The 14,288-nt window shown below is 63.0% G+C and carries 14 protein-coding genes; 4 read left to right on the top strand and 10 right to left on the bottom strand.

Annotated features, from left to right (window positions below):
- Positions 1–70: 70 nt before the first annotated feature.
- The 6 genes from NSO95_RS08030 to tyrS all read right to left on the bottom strand — a co-directional run bounded on the left by NSO95_RS08030 (position 71) and on the right by tyrS (position 5,221).
- Entirely contained in the window at positions 71–343 is a 273-nt protein-coding gene (locus tag NSO95_RS08030) for an FAD-binding oxidoreductase/lyase (protein WP_257595670.1), read from the bottom strand.
- Positions 344–346: 3 nt separating this feature from the next.
- A complete protein-coding gene (locus NSO95_RS08025; protein ID WP_257595669.1) occupies positions 347–1,066 on the bottom strand; it encodes an FAD-dependent oxidoreductase in 720 nt (239 codons plus the stop codon).
- Between the two features lie 174 nt (positions 1,067–1,240).
- Positions 1,241–2,158 carry a cysteine synthase A gene (cysK, locus tag NSO95_RS08020; protein ID WP_257595668.1) on the bottom strand — a complete coding sequence of 306 codons (918 nt, stop codon included), beginning with the start codon at positions 2,156–2,158 and terminating at the stop codon, positions 1,241–1,243.
- A complete protein-coding gene (locus tag NSO95_RS08015; protein WP_257595667.1) occupies positions 2,155–3,459 on the bottom strand; it encodes an MFS transporter in 1,305 nt (434 codons plus the stop codon). The genes cysK and NSO95_RS08015 overlap by 4 nt, the downstream gene beginning before the upstream one ends.
- A gap of 82 nt (positions 3,460–3,541) precedes the next feature.
- Entirely contained in the window at positions 3,542–3,880 is a 339-nt protein-coding gene (locus tag NSO95_RS08010; protein ID WP_257595666.1) for a PilZ domain-containing protein, read from the bottom strand.
- Positions 3,881–3,991: 111 nt separating this feature from the next.
- Positions 3,992–5,221: a tyrosine--tRNA ligase gene (gene tyrS / locus NSO95_RS08005; RefSeq protein ID WP_257595665.1), complete on the bottom strand. Its 1,230-nt coding sequence runs from the start codon at positions 5,219–5,221 to the stop codon at positions 3,992–3,994.
- 78 nt (positions 5,222–5,299) lie between these two features.
- On the opposite strand from tyrS, the gene NSO95_RS08000 reads away from it, so the two are divergent.
- The 3 genes from NSO95_RS08000 (at position 5,300) to NSO95_RS07990 (ending at position 8,457) form a co-directional block, all read left to right on the top strand.
- Complete coding sequence (locus tag NSO95_RS08000; protein WP_257595664.1) at positions 5,300–5,821, top strand: DOMON domain-containing protein; 522 nt, start codon at positions 5,300–5,302, stop codon at positions 5,819–5,821.
- A 2-nt stretch (positions 5,822–5,823) separates the two neighbouring features.
- Entirely contained in the window at positions 5,824–7,029 is a 1,206-nt protein-coding gene (locus NSO95_RS07995) for an exo-beta-N-acetylmuramidase NamZ family protein (RefSeq protein WP_257595910.1), read from the top strand.
- Between the two features lie 81 nt (positions 7,030–7,110).
- Positions 7,111–8,457 carry a spinster family MFS transporter gene (locus NSO95_RS07990; protein WP_257595663.1) on the top strand — a complete coding sequence of 449 codons (1,347 nt, stop codon included), beginning with the start codon at positions 7,111–7,113 and terminating at the stop codon, positions 8,455–8,457.
- On the opposite strand, the gene NSO95_RS07985 is transcribed toward NSO95_RS07990, so the two are convergent.
- Genes NSO95_RS07985 through NSO95_RS07975 form a run of 3 tightly spaced genes read right to left on the bottom strand, consistent with a single transcriptional unit; the run spans position 8,405 to position 11,090 of the window.
- A complete protein-coding gene (locus NSO95_RS07985; RefSeq protein ID WP_257595662.1) occupies positions 8,405–9,250 on the bottom strand; it encodes a DUF817 domain-containing protein in 846 nt (281 codons plus the stop codon). The two genes, NSO95_RS07990 and NSO95_RS07985, sit on opposite strands and share 53 nt — an antisense overlap.
- Entirely contained in the window at positions 9,247–9,909 is a 663-nt protein-coding gene (locus tag NSO95_RS07980) for an immunity protein Imm33 domain-containing protein (protein ID WP_257595661.1), read from the bottom strand. The genes NSO95_RS07985 and NSO95_RS07980 overlap by 4 nt, the downstream gene beginning before the upstream one ends.
- A complete protein-coding gene (locus tag NSO95_RS07975; RefSeq protein ID WP_257595660.1) occupies positions 9,906–11,090 on the bottom strand; it encodes a vWA domain-containing protein in 1,185 nt (394 codons plus the stop codon). The genes NSO95_RS07980 and NSO95_RS07975 overlap by 4 nt, the downstream gene beginning before the upstream one ends.
- Positions 11,091–11,202: 112 nt before the next feature.
- Between NSO95_RS07975 and NSO95_RS07970 the strand changes: the two genes are divergently transcribed.
- The gene (locus tag NSO95_RS07970) at positions 11,203–12,600 is read left to right on the top strand and encodes a methyl-accepting chemotaxis protein (protein WP_257595659.1); all 1,398 of its coding nucleotides are present in this window, start codon (positions 11,203–11,205) and stop codon (positions 12,598–12,600) included.
- 18 nt (positions 12,601–12,618) lie between these two features.
- Here the strand turns inward: NSO95_RS07970 and NSO95_RS07965 are convergent, their stop codons facing one another.
- On the bottom strand, positions 12,619–14,205 hold the full coding sequence (locus NSO95_RS07965) for a hypothetical protein (RefSeq protein ID WP_257595658.1): 1,587 nt from the start codon (positions 14,203–14,205) through the stop codon (positions 12,619–12,621).
- Between the last annotated feature and the right edge of the window lie 83 nt (positions 14,206–14,288).

The raw sequence follows: 14,288 nt of genomic DNA, 5'->3' as shown, positions 1-14,288 counted from the left end.
CCCCGTCTCTCCCTGCAACCTTATAGCGGAGAAATATCACAGGCTTGGCGCTGCGCAATCGAAATACTTGTCAGCTGTACAACTCGCGCAAGGTGGCGAGTGCGCGCTCGGACTCGGCGCGATCGGGGCTTTCGTCGGCATTGTCATAGCCCCAGTCGTCGTTCGGCCCGAGATACTGGACGATCAGCCCGTCGCGGCGCGAGATCGCCTGCACCTGATCGAACCACAGGGCATAGCGCGCCTCCGGCTGCGGCACGAGCCATGCGATCTGCCCGCGCACCGGAACAAGGCTGTCATCGCCCCAGATTGCCTTGGCACCGTAGCCCATGCAATTGACGATCACTGGTTAGTCCAGCGCCAGCGCCGCTGCACGATCGGGGAATGTGCGCTTCTCCATCGTCCCGCCCTTGTGCAGGAACAGGCGCATCAACCGGTCGGCATATTCGGAGACGTTGAAGATCAGGTTCGGTCCGCCGCGCACGAAACGGCCGGGGAAGGGGTTCTCAACCCCCTCGACCGCGCCCCATGACGGCGAGAGATCGCGCACCAGACGGTGGACATGCAGAAACGGGCGGGTCTCCTCGACATTCGGGGCTTCGCCACCAGCAAGGTTGTATTGCGGGACATACTCTACCGGATCGCCCGACAGACCGATCATCTGCTGGTGCACGGCATGCGAGCGGCGCGTCCAGCCTTCCCATCGGGCGAGGAAATCGGGCGCGATGGCATCTTCCATCGCGATCCGGCTGCTGGGCGACCACACCCCGGTCGCTCGGGCGGACCGCGAGTCGGGCAGGAAATCTTCGGCGTAAAGCGTCACCTCCGCCCCGGTATCGAGGAGTGCGAGCGCCGTGGTCATCCCGATGCAACCCGCACCCAGCACTGCGAAGCGTGCCGCCCCGGTCTGGCGGGCGAGGATGGCCGTCTCCTGCGCGCAGCCCCAGCTCAGCGACCATCCCGAGCCGCCATGACCGTAATTGTGGATGACGGTCTTCTCGCCAAAGCGCTCCAGCTCAAGCCGGGGGCCAGCGGGGCGGAACGGGCGCGAACAGACCGATATCTTCATGATCCGTGCGGGATCGAAGCGGAGACGGGGAAGCTGCAAGCCGATCGGGGGGCTGGACACCGGAACCCGGGGCCATGTTGCTGCAAGCCGCGAGCAGGCTCGCAGCACCCCCGACAACGAATTCGCGACGCTCGAGTCTCATCCACCCTCCGATGGTTTAGGCCTAGCGCGTCGTTACTCCGGCAGGAAGTCGGGCACCGAAAGATAGCGTTCACCCGTGTCGTAATTGAAGCCGAGCACCCGCGTACCGGTATCGAGATGCGGCAGCCTGCTCGCAATCGCCGCCAGCGTCGCGCCGCTCGAAATGCCCACAAGGATGCCCTCTTCGCGCGCGCAGCGGCGGGCCATTTCCTTTGCATCGTCCGGATCGACCTGGATCGCACCGTCGATCGCCTGGGTATGGAGGTTGCCGGGCAAGAAGCCTGCGCCGATGCCCTGGATCGGATGCGGTCCGGGCTGGCCGCCGCTGATGACCGGCGAGAGGGTCGGCTCGACGGCATAGGCCTTCATCGCGGGCCAGTGCCGTTTCAGCTCCTCAGCACAGCCGGTCAGATGGCCTCCGGTGCCGACCCCGGTGATCATCAGGTCGATGGGACTATCGGCGAAATCGGCGAGGATTTCCTTCGCTGTGGTGGCGACATGGACCTTCCAGTTGGCCTCGTTGTCGAACTGGCTCGGCATCCAAGCGCCTTCGGTCTGCTCGACCAGTTCGGTCGCCCGTTCGATCGCACCCTTCATTCCCTTTTCCTTCGGGGTCAGGTCGAAAGTGGCACCATAGGCAAGCATCAGGCGGCGGCGTTCGATGCTCATGCTTTCGGGCATGACGAGCACCAACCTGTAGCCCTTCACGGCGGCGACCATGGCGAGGCCGATTCCGGTGTTGCCGCTGGTCGGCTCGATGATCGTCCCGCCGGGCTTCAGCGCGCCCGACTTCTCCGCATCCTCGATCATTGCAAGGCCGATCCGGTCCTTGATCGACCCGCCCGGATTCGCACGCTCGTTCTTCACCCACACCTCGTGATCGGGGAACAGGCGGGCAAGCCGCACATGCGGCGTGTTGCCGATGGTGGCGAGGATGGAATCGGCTTTCATGCTTTCTCTCCGGCAGTCTTTGCTTCGGTGGGACTATCCACCAACTCCGCGGGCGGGTCAAAGGTCCGCGTGGTGCGCAGGACCGGGAAGATGCGGGCCCATAGACCGACGGTAACGATGGCTCCAGCCCCTCCGACAACCACCGCTGCGACCGGACCGATCAGATACGCCATGGTCCCCGAAAAGAAGTCCCCGAACTCGTTCGATGCGCTGATCGTGAGGTGGCTGACCGACGAGACGCGCCCGCGCTTGTCGTCTGGCGTGTGCAGCTGGACCAGCGACTGGCGGATATAGACGCTGAACATGTCCGCTGCGCCGATCACGAACAGCGCGGCGAGGCTGAGCGGCATGGAGGTCGAAACACCGAACAGGATCGTCGCAAGACCGAACACTGCCACCGCGATGAGCATCGCCGGGCCGACATTGCGGGCGAGAGGACGGAAGGAAAAGAAGATCCCGGTCAGCGTCGCCCCGATCGCCGGGGCCATGGCCAGTTGCGCCAGACCTTGCTCGCCGACTTGCAGGATATCGCGGGCGTAGACCGGGAACAGCGCGGTCGCACCGGCGAGGAACACCGCGAACAGGTCGAGCGTGATCGACCCGAGCACCATCTTGTTGTGCAAGACGTAGCGCAGCCCGTCGACAAGCTGGGCGATCGGTTTGGCGGTCCCGCGAATGTCGGGCTGAGGCACTCTGCCGATCGTCGAGAGCGAAATGATTGCCAGAGCGAACAGTCCGGTCGCGACCGCATAGGGCAGCGCAGGCTCGATTGCGTGGGTGTAGCCCCCGATGGCCGGTCCGGCGATCATGCCGATCTGCCACGAGATCGAACTGAGCGCGATGGCGGTCGGCAAGATCGCTTTGGGCACGAGATTGGGCGACAGCGCGGTCAGTGCAGGCCCGTTGAAAGCACGGACGACACCGAGGACCACCGCGATGCCGAACAGCCAAGGGATCGACAACATGCCGGTCCATGTCAGCCAGCACAGCCCCGCCGCGCAGGCCAGCTGAAGCACGATGGTCGCCTGCGCCAGTTTGCGGCGGTCGAACCGGTCGGCGGCCAGCCCCGAAAATGGGGTGAGGAGGAACAGGGGTACGAACTGGAGCAGGCCGATCAGCGCCAGTTGACCCGCCGCACCTTGAACGCTCATGCCGCCGGTGCGCGCCATGTCGTAGGTTTGCCAGCCGATGACCAGCATCATCGCATATTGGCCAAGTGTCATCGTGATCCGCGCCAGCCAATAGGCGCGGAAGTTATGGACCCGGAACGGGTGCGTCGCTGGCTCTAATGCTTCGCTCACCTGCGGGCCATGGCAGGCGTGTGGGGGCGAGAAAAGAAACTTCGATTGTCACATGCCTAAGGCATGCCTTCTGCACGCGCTGCTAGCGACGGCGGCGCAGTTTCGGGTTGGGCTGGATGGTGTCGATCATCAGATCAAAATCGTCGAGCCGGATGATCCGCTCGAACTGGAAGCCTGCACGCTCCTCGCGCACCCAGATCACATAGGCCTCGATCCGGCCGACGACCGGCAGGCGGATGATCACACGGTCGCCTCGGTTGAGGTCTCCCGCATCGTCGATCATGAAACCGTGTGCGGAAATATTGGAGATGTGGAGCTTCACATCGCCGCGATCATGGTGTTCGGCGATGACCGGATAATCGACCGGATGGCGCGCTGCGCGGCGCTGGTCGGTTACCGATAGCTGTGCACGGACTGACACTATCCATGACCCCTTGTTTGTTTCAACCCAGGGATCGTTAATGCGTCAAAAAGCCTGATATTCTGTAAAATTTTCTGTTTCAGAACGGGACAAAACGGCGGTTTTGAGGGCCTATCGGGTCAATACCGCGTGTTTTTTCTTACCCAGGCTCAACTTCCTTTCGCACCCAGCCTCGACCTCGATCAGCAAACCGGCGTCGTCAACCGTCTCGCCATCGAGCCTGACTGCACCCTCGGCGATCTTGCGCTTGGCTTCGCCGTTGGAAGCGGTGAAGCCGAGATCGGTGAGGATCGTGCCGACCCGCATGCCCTGGTCGCCCACCGACAGCGTGGGAAGATCTTCCCCCGCACCGCCGCCGGAGAAAGTCTGCTGCGCAGTGGCCTCGGCAGACTTCGCAGCGTCTTCACTCCTGACAAGGCCCGTCACTTCGTTCGCGAGCACGATCTTCGCAGCGTTGATCTCCGCCCCTTCGAGCGCTTCGAGCCGGGTGATTTCATCGAGCGGCAAATCGGTGAACAGGCGGAGGAATCGCCCAACGTCGCGGTCGTCCACATTGCGCCAGTATTGCCAGAAGTCGTAGCCCGGCAATTGTGCTTCGTTGAGCCATACCGCACCTGCGGCGGTCTTGCCCATCTTGGCCCCGTCGGCGGTGGTGAGCAGCGGCGTCGTAAGGCCGAACAATTCGGTCCCGTCCATCCGGCGGCCGAGCTCGACCCCGTTGACGATATTGCCCCACTGGTCGCTCCCGCCCATCTGCAGCCGCGCGCCCATTTCCTGCGACAGATGCCTGAAGTCGTACCCTTGCAGGATCATGTAATTGAATTCGAGGAAGGTCATCGGCTGCTCGCGCTCGAGCCGCAGCTTGACCGAATCGAATGAAAGCATGCGGTTCACGGTGAAATGCGTGCCGACCTTCTGCAGCATCTCGATGTAACCGAGCCGGCCCAGCCAGTCGTGGTTGTTGACCATGACGGCATCGGTCGGGCCGTCGCCGAACACCAGAAGCTTTTCGAACACGGTGCGGATGCCGGCGATATTGGCCTCGATTGCCTCGTCGGTGAGCATCTTGCGGCTTTCGTCGCGACCGGTGGGATCGCCGATCCGCGTGGTTCCGCCGCCCATCACAACGATAGGCTTGTGCCCCGTCTGCTGCAGGCGGCGCAGCATCATGATCTGCACCAGCGACCCGATATGGAGCGAGGGCGCGGTCGCATCGAAGCCGATATAGCCGGGGATCACCTGCTTCTGCGCCAGGGCATCGAGCCCCGCCGCGTCGGTCTGCTGGTGGATGTAGCCCCGCTCGTCGAGCAGGCGCAGGAGATCGGATTCGAACTGGCTCATAGCGCGCGGCCTCTAGCAGCGGGGGGCAGCGGCTCCAAGTGGCTTGCGAGGCGCGGCATGATTGGCAATAGCTCGGCAATGCATACGCTCATCCTCCACCCCGATTGCGCTCCCGGTCCGATCACGGCGGTCAGCGCGCATTGCGAACCCACGCACGCCGGCTGCCGTGCCCGCTTCCGGCTTGAAGGTGATATCTCCGCGATCAAAATCCCTGCCGACGCCGAAAGCATCCGTCGCGACAACCTGTGGAAGACGACCTGTTTCGAGATCTTCTGGCAACCGCGCGGTGACAGCTACTACCGCGAATTCAATCTCAGCCCGTCGAGCCAGTGGGCCTGCTACGACTTCGACGATTTTCGCCTGAACGGCCGCGATGCGCCGGTGGAGACGATCGCAATCGCCTGCCGTCACGATGCGGGCGAGTTGGTGCTCGAGGCGGAAATCGCCTCCGAACTTCCGGTCCCGGCCGATGTCGCGCTCAACGCCATCGTCGAGGACCGGGACGGCAACATCCAGTTCTGGGCGCTGGCTTTCCAGCCCGGCAAGGCGGAGTTCCACAGCGTGACCTGTCGCAAGCTGCATATGGCGGGCGCCCTGTGAGCATGAAGTTCGGGATCGACCGCCTTCTCGCCGAAGCTGCACTGCAGGAAGCGCTGCAGGGCAAACGGGTGGCGCTCGTCGCGCACCCGGCTTCGGTGACGCGGGATCTGACCCACAGCCTCGATGCGCTGATTGCAGCCGGGATCAACGTCACCAGTGCCTTCGGCCCGCAGCACGGCCTCAAGGGCGACAAGCAGGACAATATGGTCGAGACGGCGGACGAGACCGATCCGGTCTACGGCATCCCCGTCTTCAGCCTTTATGGGGAGGTTCGCCGCCCCACCGGCCAGATGATGTCGAGCGCGGATGTGTTCCTGTTTGACCTGCAGGACCTCGGCTGCCGGATCTACACCTTCGTCACCACGCTGCTCTACCTGCTGGAAGAAGCGGCGAAACACGGCAAGGAAGTGTGGGTGCTCGACCGGCCCAATCCCGCGGGCCGCCCGGTCGAAGGCACGCTGCTGGTCCCCGGCCACGAGAGCTTCGTCGGCGCCGCGCCGATGCCTATGCGGCACGGGCTGACCATGGGCGAGATGGGGCACTGGTTCATCGCCCACTTCGGGCTCGACGTGGCCTATCGCGTCATCGATATGCACGACTGGCTGCCCGAAGCCGGCCCCGGATATGGCTGGCCCACTGATCGCGTGTGGATCAACCCGTCGCCCAATGCGGCAAATCTCAACATGGCGCGCGCTTATGCCGGAACGGTGATGATTGAGGGCGCGACGCTGAGCGAGGGTAGGGGGACGACCCGCCCGCTCGAGGTCTTGTTCGGTGCGCCCGATGTCGATGCCAAGGCGGTGCTGGCGGAGATGCATCGGCTGGCTCCCGAATGGCTTGCCGGATGCGGCCTGCGCGAATGCTGGTTCGAGCCGACCTTTCACAAGCATCAAGGCCAGCTGTGCAATGCGCTGATGGTCCATGCGGAAGGCCCATTTTACGCGCACGATGTGTTCCGCCCGTGGAGGCTCCAGGCATTGGCGTTCAAGGCGATCCGGCGGCTCTATCCGGACTATCCGATCTGGCGCGGCAAGGATTTCAAATACGAATACACTGAAGACATGGTGGCGATCGACGTGATCAACGGCGGCCCGGGTTTGCGCGAATGGGTCGATGACGCGGCGGCATCGCCGCATAATCTGGATGCGGAGGCTGCGAACGACGAAGCGAGCTGGATCGCCACTGTGCGCGAACATCTTTTGTACTGATCGGCGCTTGACCTGACTGGCGCTGTCGGCAAGGTTCGGTCCCGGCGAGGGGGTAAGCCCGCGTGTGAGGAGAGCCCCCGAATGACCGCAGTAACCGGTACCGATGCTTCGCAGCGATCGATACGCGCGACGATGTGGATCCTCCTGCTCGTCTACATCCTGAACTTCCTCGATCGCCAGATTCTCAATATCCTTGCCGAGCCGATCAAGGGCGAACTGGGGCTCAGTGACACCCAACTGGGGCTGCTCGCCGGACCGGCCTTCGCGGTGTTTTACGCCGTGCTGGGCATCCCGATCGCCCGCTACGCCGATCGCGGCAGTACCAACCGCGTGTCGCTCATTTCGGTATCGCTGATCATCTGGTCGGGCATGACGGCGGTGTGCGGATTTGCGCAGAACTTCTGGCAAATGGCACTGGCGCGGGTGGGCGTCGGGGTGGGCGAGGCGGGGTGCACGCCGGCGGCGCACAGCCTCATCAGCGATGCTGTTCCGCCGGAGAAACGCGCTTCGGCGATTGCTTTTTACGGGATGGGGGTGCCGATCGGAACCCTGCTGGGGCTGGTGATCGGCGGCACGGTCAACGATATCTGGGGCTGGCGCGCCGCGCTCATGCTGGTCGGTGCGCCGGGCATCATTCTGGCGCTCCTGCTGCCCTTTCTGCTGCGCGAACCGCGCAGGCTGGGGCTCGCCAAGACCGAGGCCGCTCCGGTTGCTCCGCCACAAGTTCCGGTCGGCAAGGCGATTGCGGAAATCTTCAATTCGCGTGCCTATGTGCTTCTGCTGGTTGCCGCATCGTTTGCCGCGTTCCTCGCCTACGGCAAGGGGCTATGGACGCTTTCGTTGTTCATCCGCAGCCACGGACTGACCACCACCGAGGTGGGCCTGATCGGTTCGGTTACACTGGGGATCGCCGGCGTGTTCGGCACCTGGCTCGGCGGGTGGGCCGCCGACCGGTTCGGTCAGATAAACCGGCGCCATATCCTTACGCTGCCTGCGGTTGGCATGGCGGTTGCCGCGCCGATCCAGTTCCTCGGCTACGGCGCGCCGCTATGGTGGGTTGCGGGGCTGCTGATCCTCGTTCCGACCATCCTCAACGCCGCCTATTACGGCCCCGCCTATGCCTGTGTGCAAGGGCTGGTGCGCAAGGAGCTTCGCGCGGTTGCAGCGTCGGTCATGTTGTTCGGGCAGAACCTCATCGGTCTGGGCCTCGGGCCGTTCGTGTTCGGTGCGCTGTCGGACTGGCTGGAGCCGATGGCGGGCACCGAAAGCGTGCGCTGGGTGCTGTTCGGTGCGGCGTGGCTCGGCTTCATCCCGGCGTTCTTCTTCTGGCGGGCCAGCCTGAGGTTGAACGCGGAACTTGACCGTAAGAACGCGGTCAGCGCTCCGGCGCCCGCACCGGCTGCACCAGGCTCACCAGCACAAAGCTGATCAACATCAGCAGGTACCAGCTGCCTAGCTTGGAGATGTGGACCATCTCCCACCCATCCTCTTGCCCCGGATAGCTCCATGCATTGGCGAATGTGCCGATGTTTTCTGCGAACCAGATAAACAGCGCGACAAGGCCGAAGCCGACCAGCAGCGGCATCCAGCGGTGCTCACGCCAGTTGCGGAAATGGACTCTGGTCCGCCAGAACAGCAGTGCGGTCACCGCGAACAGGCCGAGGCGGATATCGACCGTCCAGTGGTGGGCGAAGAAGTTGACGTAAATCGCCGCCGCCAGCAGCCAGGTCGCCCACTTGGGTGGATAATGGCTGAAGCGGAAATCGAAGATCCGCCATACCCGCGCGATATAGCTGCCGACGGCCGCGTACATAAAGCCGGAGAACAGCGGCACCGCGCCGATGTGCAGCAGGCTTTCCTCGGGATAGATCCACGATCCGGCGGCGGTCTTGAACAGCTCCATCACCGTGCCGACCACGTGGAAAATCAGGATGACCTTGGCCTCGTCCCAGGTTTCAAGCCGGAACAACAGCATTCCTGCCTGGATAGCGACGGCTGCGAGGGTGAGGAAATCGTAGCGGTGCAGCGGCGCGTTCTCAGGGTAGAGAAAGTGCGTCGCCAGCAGCAGGAACAGCAACAGGCCGCCGAACAGGCAGGCCCAACCCTGCTTGAAGCCGAACAGCAGGAATTCATAGAGCCAGAGCCGCCAGCCGGTGCTGGGATCGAAGGCTTCGAACCGGAGCCGGATGGCCTCGAAACGTGAGTGGCGGGGTGAATTCATTGCAGTTCGATATATTTGTCGCGGTCAGCGTCCCACTGGAACGCACACCCGATCTCGCGGTCGATCAGGTGGAGCCAGCGATCGTCGGAGTTGAGGACTTTGCCGAGCGCGATGTACATCGGCTTCTCGCCAAGTCGCTCGTCCTCGGCGATGGTTTCGTCTGTGCCCCGGATTCGCCAGCCGCTGTCCGGGTTCTCATCGCCTTCCCGGGTCATGTCCGGTTCTTCGCGGTACAGGTAGTCCGCGTGGCTGCGGCCTTCGACCACGCAGGCATCAACGAAGCAGCGGTCCCAGTACCTGCGACGCTCCGGTACGACGGGGCGTTCCTTTCCATCGACATAGGTGCAGGAGATCACGTGAGTGAGCGGAATTCGCACCCGATCGCGGTGCTTGATCGATGGCATGTCAAACGGATCGTTATCAAGGTAACCTGCGACAAAGCCGTCGGCGATTTGCTCAATGGTCACCCACATCCGCTCGGCCGAGTATTTCCGTCCGCCGCCGATTTCGCGAAAGATTGCCTGCACCCCGTCTCCTGGCGCCAGCGCGGCGATCTCATCAGGCCAAGGCAGATCGTAAGTGTACGGCGCCGCTGCCGCGATCAGGCGAGGGTCGTCTAGGGCAATCCCCGCGGGCAATTCGATCCCGTCGTCGCTCAAGCTCCGTGCTTCCGGCTCAGCTCCCGCATCGCATCATCCAGCCCGTCAAGCGTGAGAGCATACATCCGGTCGTTCACCAGGTGCTTCATCACCTTGGTCGACTGCGAATAGCTCCACTGCTTTTCGGGCACCGGGTTCAGCCACACCGTCGCGGGGTAGGTGTTGGTGACCCGCTGCATCCAGGTCGCGCCGGCTTCCTCGTTCATATGCTCGACGCTGCCGCCGGGGTGGGTGATCTCGTAGGGGCTCATCGCAGCATCGCCGACGAAGATTACCTTGTAATCGTGCCCGTATTTGTGGAGCACGTCCCAGGTCTTGGTGCGTTCCTGCCAGCGGCGCTTGTTGTCCTTCCACACGCCTTCGTAGAGGCAGTTGTGGAAGTAGAAGAATTCGAGGTTCTTGAACTCGCTGGTGGCCGCGCTGAACAGCTCCTCGCACAGCTTGATGAACGGGTCCATCGATCCGCCGACATCGAGGAACAGCAGCAGCTTGACCGCATTGCGCCGTTCGGGCCGCATCCTGATGTCGAGCCAGCCCTGCCGCGCCGTCCCGTCGATGGTGCCGGGAATGTCGAGCTCGTCCGCCGCGCCTTCGCGCGCGAACTTGCGCAGACGGCGGAGCGCCATCTTGATGTTGCGGGTGCCCAGTTCCTTGGTGTTGTCGAGGTTCTTGAACTCGCGCTTTTCCCACACCTTGAGCGCGCGCTTGTGCTTGCTTTCGCCGCCGATCCGCACGCCTTCGGGGTTGTAGCCCGAATTGCCGAACGGCGATGTGCCTCCGGTTCCGATCCACTTGTTGCCGCCCTGGTGGCGCTTTTCCTGTTCCTCGAGCCGCTTCTTCAGCGTCTCCATGATTTCGTCCCAGTCGCTCAGCGACTTGATCGCGGCCATTTCCTCTTCGGTCAGGAACTTCTCCGCCACCGCTTTCAGCCAGTCTTCCGGAATGTCGACCGGGTTCTGGCCGTAATCGGTCATGATTCCCTTGAAGACCTTGTGGAACACCTGGTCGAAGCGGTCGAGCATGCCTTCGTCCTTCACGAAGGTGGCGCGCGAGAGGTAGTAGAATGCCTCGGGCGTCTGCTCGATCACATCCTTGTCGAGCGCCTCCAGCAAGGTGAGGTGTTCCTTGAAGGAGGCACCGATGCCGGCCTCGCGCAGCTCGTCGACGAAATTGAAGAACATGACGGCTGCCTACAACGACATTTTCCGCCGCGCCAGCCCGGATCGACTTAACGCGATGGTAACCACGCCGACGTAACCCGGTCCGCGAGAAATTCGGGGCGGAACACAACACATGAAGCATGAAGTCATCGCTGCGGGCAACCAGGACGCCATCGATCGCATTCCCGAAAGCTGCGGCAAGGTCACCGTCGGTTGCTCCGAAGCGGCGGGTATCGTCAAGGCGGTGATCGATACGTCCGAGCGTCTTCGCACCGAGCATTCCGCGCTGCGCGGTACCGTTGCTGAACTGGAGGAAGACCAGCGCAAGGTCGCCGAGGCAAGCGACGAGGCGCGGCTTTTGTCCGAGCGCGCGATCGAGCGGTTGGGGCAGGGCACCGAACTGATCCAGTCCTCGCTCGGCCAGATTTCCGACCTGCTCGAGCTGGTCGAAACGCTCACCCAGCACGTGACCGGTTTCGCCGCCGCGATGGAGCAAGTGCGCAAAAGCTCGCAGGATATCGAGCAGATCGCCGAGACCACCAATATCCTCGCGCTCAACGCCACGATCGAAGCGATGCGCGCGGGTGATGCAGGGCGGACGTTCGCGGTAGTTGCCAACGAGGTAAAGATCCTCGCCGGAGAAACCCGCCGTGCGACCGAGGAGATTGCCCGCACTATCGACACACTGGACGAGGAGGCGAACACCGTCATCGTTCAGATCGAGAACGGTGCCGAAGCCTCCAAGAATGCGAAGAGTTCGGTCGCCCAGATCGAGGCTACGATCGGCGGGGTGGCCGAACTGGTCGAGGAAGTCGACCGGCAGAACGATCAGATCGCCCGCTCGACCAGCACGATCAGCGACCACGTGCACCGGGTGCAGGACGTCCTCGAAAGCTTCGACAAAGCGGCGCTCGACAATGAAGCCAAGCTTCTGGCGGCGCATACGAACATGGAGGCGCTGGAACTGACCGCGAGCGAGATGTTCGACGGGATCGTAAAGGCCGGGCTTTCCCCCAACGACAGCATGATGGTGGAGAAGGCGACCAGCTACGCTGCCGAGATCGCCCGGATCGCGGAAGAGGCAGTCGCCAAAGGCGAGCTATCGACCGACGCATTGTTCGATCAGGATTACCGTCAGGTGCCCGGTTCGAACCCGCCGCGCTTCCGAACCCGGGCAAGCGACTGGACCGATGCCAATTGGCGGCCTGTACTCGACCGGGTGGTTGCCGATGGCGGCGCGATCCGCATGTGCTCGCAGGCCGACATGAACGGCTTCCTGCCGACCCATATCTCCGATCGGTCGCGCCAACCCACCGGCGACATCCAGCACGACACCATGTATTGCCGCAACGGCCGCATCCTGTTCGATGCGATCGACCAGAAGGCCAAGCGCAGCAATGCACCCTACATGATGGCGGTCTATCGCCAGGAAGGCGACGGCAAAAACCATGTGGTCGTGCGCAACGTCTACATCCCGCTGATCATCAACGGCCGCCGCTGGGGCGATTTCGAGGTGGCGTACTCGCTCTAGGACGCATCGGCATCGGCTTCATGGTGCCGGAGAAGGCGCCGCTGTCGGCTTATCCTTGGGCACCGGCACTCTGTCCGACAACGACCACAGCGAATCGACCCCGATCAGGCCGTTGAATATCGCGTTGCCGTCGTAGGAAAACACGTCGAGCGCGCCGGGCCCGTCCGGAGCAAGATAGCCCTGGTTGTTGGCGTTGGGCCAAGCGGCGCGCGCGTGGCAGTTCTGGCAATTGGTCGCCACCGGATGCGCTGCGGCGAGCTCGATATAGGGATTGTAGGCAATCGGCCATGTCGAGCCGCCCTTCTCCTCGGGCCAGCCGTAGGTCGAGGTCATCAGGTAATGCCGCCAAGGGCCTTTTGCATCGGGCAGGTCGGGGCGGTTGGCGGCATGCATACCCTCGTCGGGCCTGTCGCTCCACCACACGCTCTGGAACGTCCAGCTCGGCTGTTCCTTGGTCATGATGTGCATCGCCACCAGCGCCAGAGCATCCCCCTGCTGGAAAGTCCGTCCGTAAGCGTAGTAGGCCGACTGGTCGAGGATCGCGCGATCGCAAGCATCCATGCTGCCGACATCGGGTTCGAAATGATAGAACTGGTCGATGCCTACCGTCTCGAACTCGTCGTAGACATTCGGGCCAAGCCGCGCACCACCAAGGGTCACGCCAGCCTTCTCGAGGAAGGTCAGGCGCTCCGGAACTTCGGCCTCGCCAAGCGAGACCGCGACCGCTCGGTTCCATTGGCGCTGGATCTCGAAGCCCGCATACTGCCCGCCGTCGGGCTTGTAGTAATCGTCCCACAACGGAAGCGCGCTGACGCCGTCCTTCGGCACAGGCCACATCATCGGTTTCAGCACGATCGAGCCGGAAGGCAACGCGGCAATCTGTGCCGTCTTGTCGCTCGCTGGAAGCAGCGATTCGAGGGTGGCAGGCTGGTAGAGCTGTTCCTTGCGGATCCAGTCGTAGGCATCCTGATTGTAGATCACCCCGGCGACCATCACATCACCATTGTTCTGGAACTGCGGTCCATGCGCGAGCGAGGCCGAATTGTTGCCCGATGCCGGAATGACGCAGGCCTCGGTCTTGCCTTCTTCCGCCAGCCAGTCGAGCACCGGCTGCGGAATGGCGTATTGCGGCGCCGGATCGAAGTTGATCGGCTCGTCTCCGGTGGTCGGGCCATTGTCGAGCTTGAACGCCCGCATCGGCAGATTGCCGTGGACCGACGCTGTCGCTGCCAGTTTCGCAGGTTCGGAACCTGCTGCCGGATCGGCCGCAGCAACCTGTCCGTCGAACGCCTGGCGCGCTGTGCACCAGCTGCGCCAGGTCCATTGCCCGCCCGCATCCTGCTGAAGCCCCGCGAACAGGTTCCAGCCGTGTTCGCGCGCCTTCGCCTCGTTGCGCTCGGCGGTCCAGTCCGCGAGGATTTCCGCGCTCTGCGGATAGTCGAACCCGGTCGGCATTGCGGCGGGCGAACTGCAGAACTCGACGAGCGCGTTTGCCGGATTGTCACCGGTTCCAACCTGTTCACAGGCTGCAAGTGCAAGCGCGGATGCCGACAGAAGTACCGCGGTCGAGCGGAAATTCTTCGGCAGCGAGAATTGAAAACCCATAAATCCCTCCTGTGATCAGGCAGGACAATCAGACTTCAAAGATACTCGCGAATATTGTCGAAATGCGACGCGACTATTGATTT

The organism is Parerythrobacter lacustris (assembly GCF_024626475.1).
GTDB lineage: Bacteria > Pseudomonadota > Alphaproteobacteria > Sphingomonadales > Sphingomonadaceae > Parerythrobacter_A > Parerythrobacter_A lacustris.
The sequence above is the reverse complement of the archived record's forward strand: the minus strand, read 5'-3'. Positions and strand labels throughout refer to the sequence as shown.

What these genes read in the sequence shown, in the direction of transcription:
- NSO95_RS08025 (WP_257595669.1), bottom strand. Translation starts at nt 1,066, where the DNA reads ATGAAGATATCGGTCTGTTCGCGCCCGTTCCGCCCCGCTGGCCCCCGG.
- cysK (WP_257595668.1), bottom strand. Translation starts at nt 2,158, where the DNA reads ATGAAAGCCGATTCCATCCTCGCCACCATCGGCAACACGCCGCATGTG.
- tyrS (WP_257595665.1), bottom strand. Translation starts at nt 5,221, where the DNA reads ATGAGCCAGTTCGAATCCGATCTCCTGCGCCTGCTCGACGAGCGGGGC.
- NSO95_RS08000 (WP_257595664.1), top strand. Translation starts at nt 5,300, where the DNA reads ATGCATACGCTCATCCTCCACCCCGATTGCGCTCCCGGTCCGATCACG.
- NSO95_RS07995 (WP_257595910.1), top strand. Translation starts at nt 5,824, where the DNA reads ATGAAGTTCGGGATCGACCGCCTTCTCGCCGAAGCTGCACTGCAGGAA.
- NSO95_RS07990 (WP_257595663.1), top strand. Translation starts at nt 7,111, where the DNA reads ATGACCGCAGTAACCGGTACCGATGCTTCGCAGCGATCGATACGCGCG.
- NSO95_RS07985 (WP_257595662.1), bottom strand. Translation starts at nt 9,250, where the DNA reads ATGAATTCACCCCGCCACTCACGTTTCGAGGCCATCCGGCTCCGGTTC.
- NSO95_RS07975 (WP_257595660.1), bottom strand. Translation starts at nt 11,090, where the DNA reads ATGTTCTTCAATTTCGTCGACGAGCTGCGCGAGGCCGGCATCGGTGCC.
- NSO95_RS07970 (WP_257595659.1), top strand. Translation starts at nt 11,203, where the DNA reads ATGAAGCATGAAGTCATCGCTGCGGGCAACCAGGACGCCATCGATCGC.
- NSO95_RS07965 (WP_257595658.1), bottom strand. Translation starts at nt 14,205, where the DNA reads ATGGGTTTTCAATTCTCGCTGCCGAAGAATTTCCGCTCGACCGCGGTA.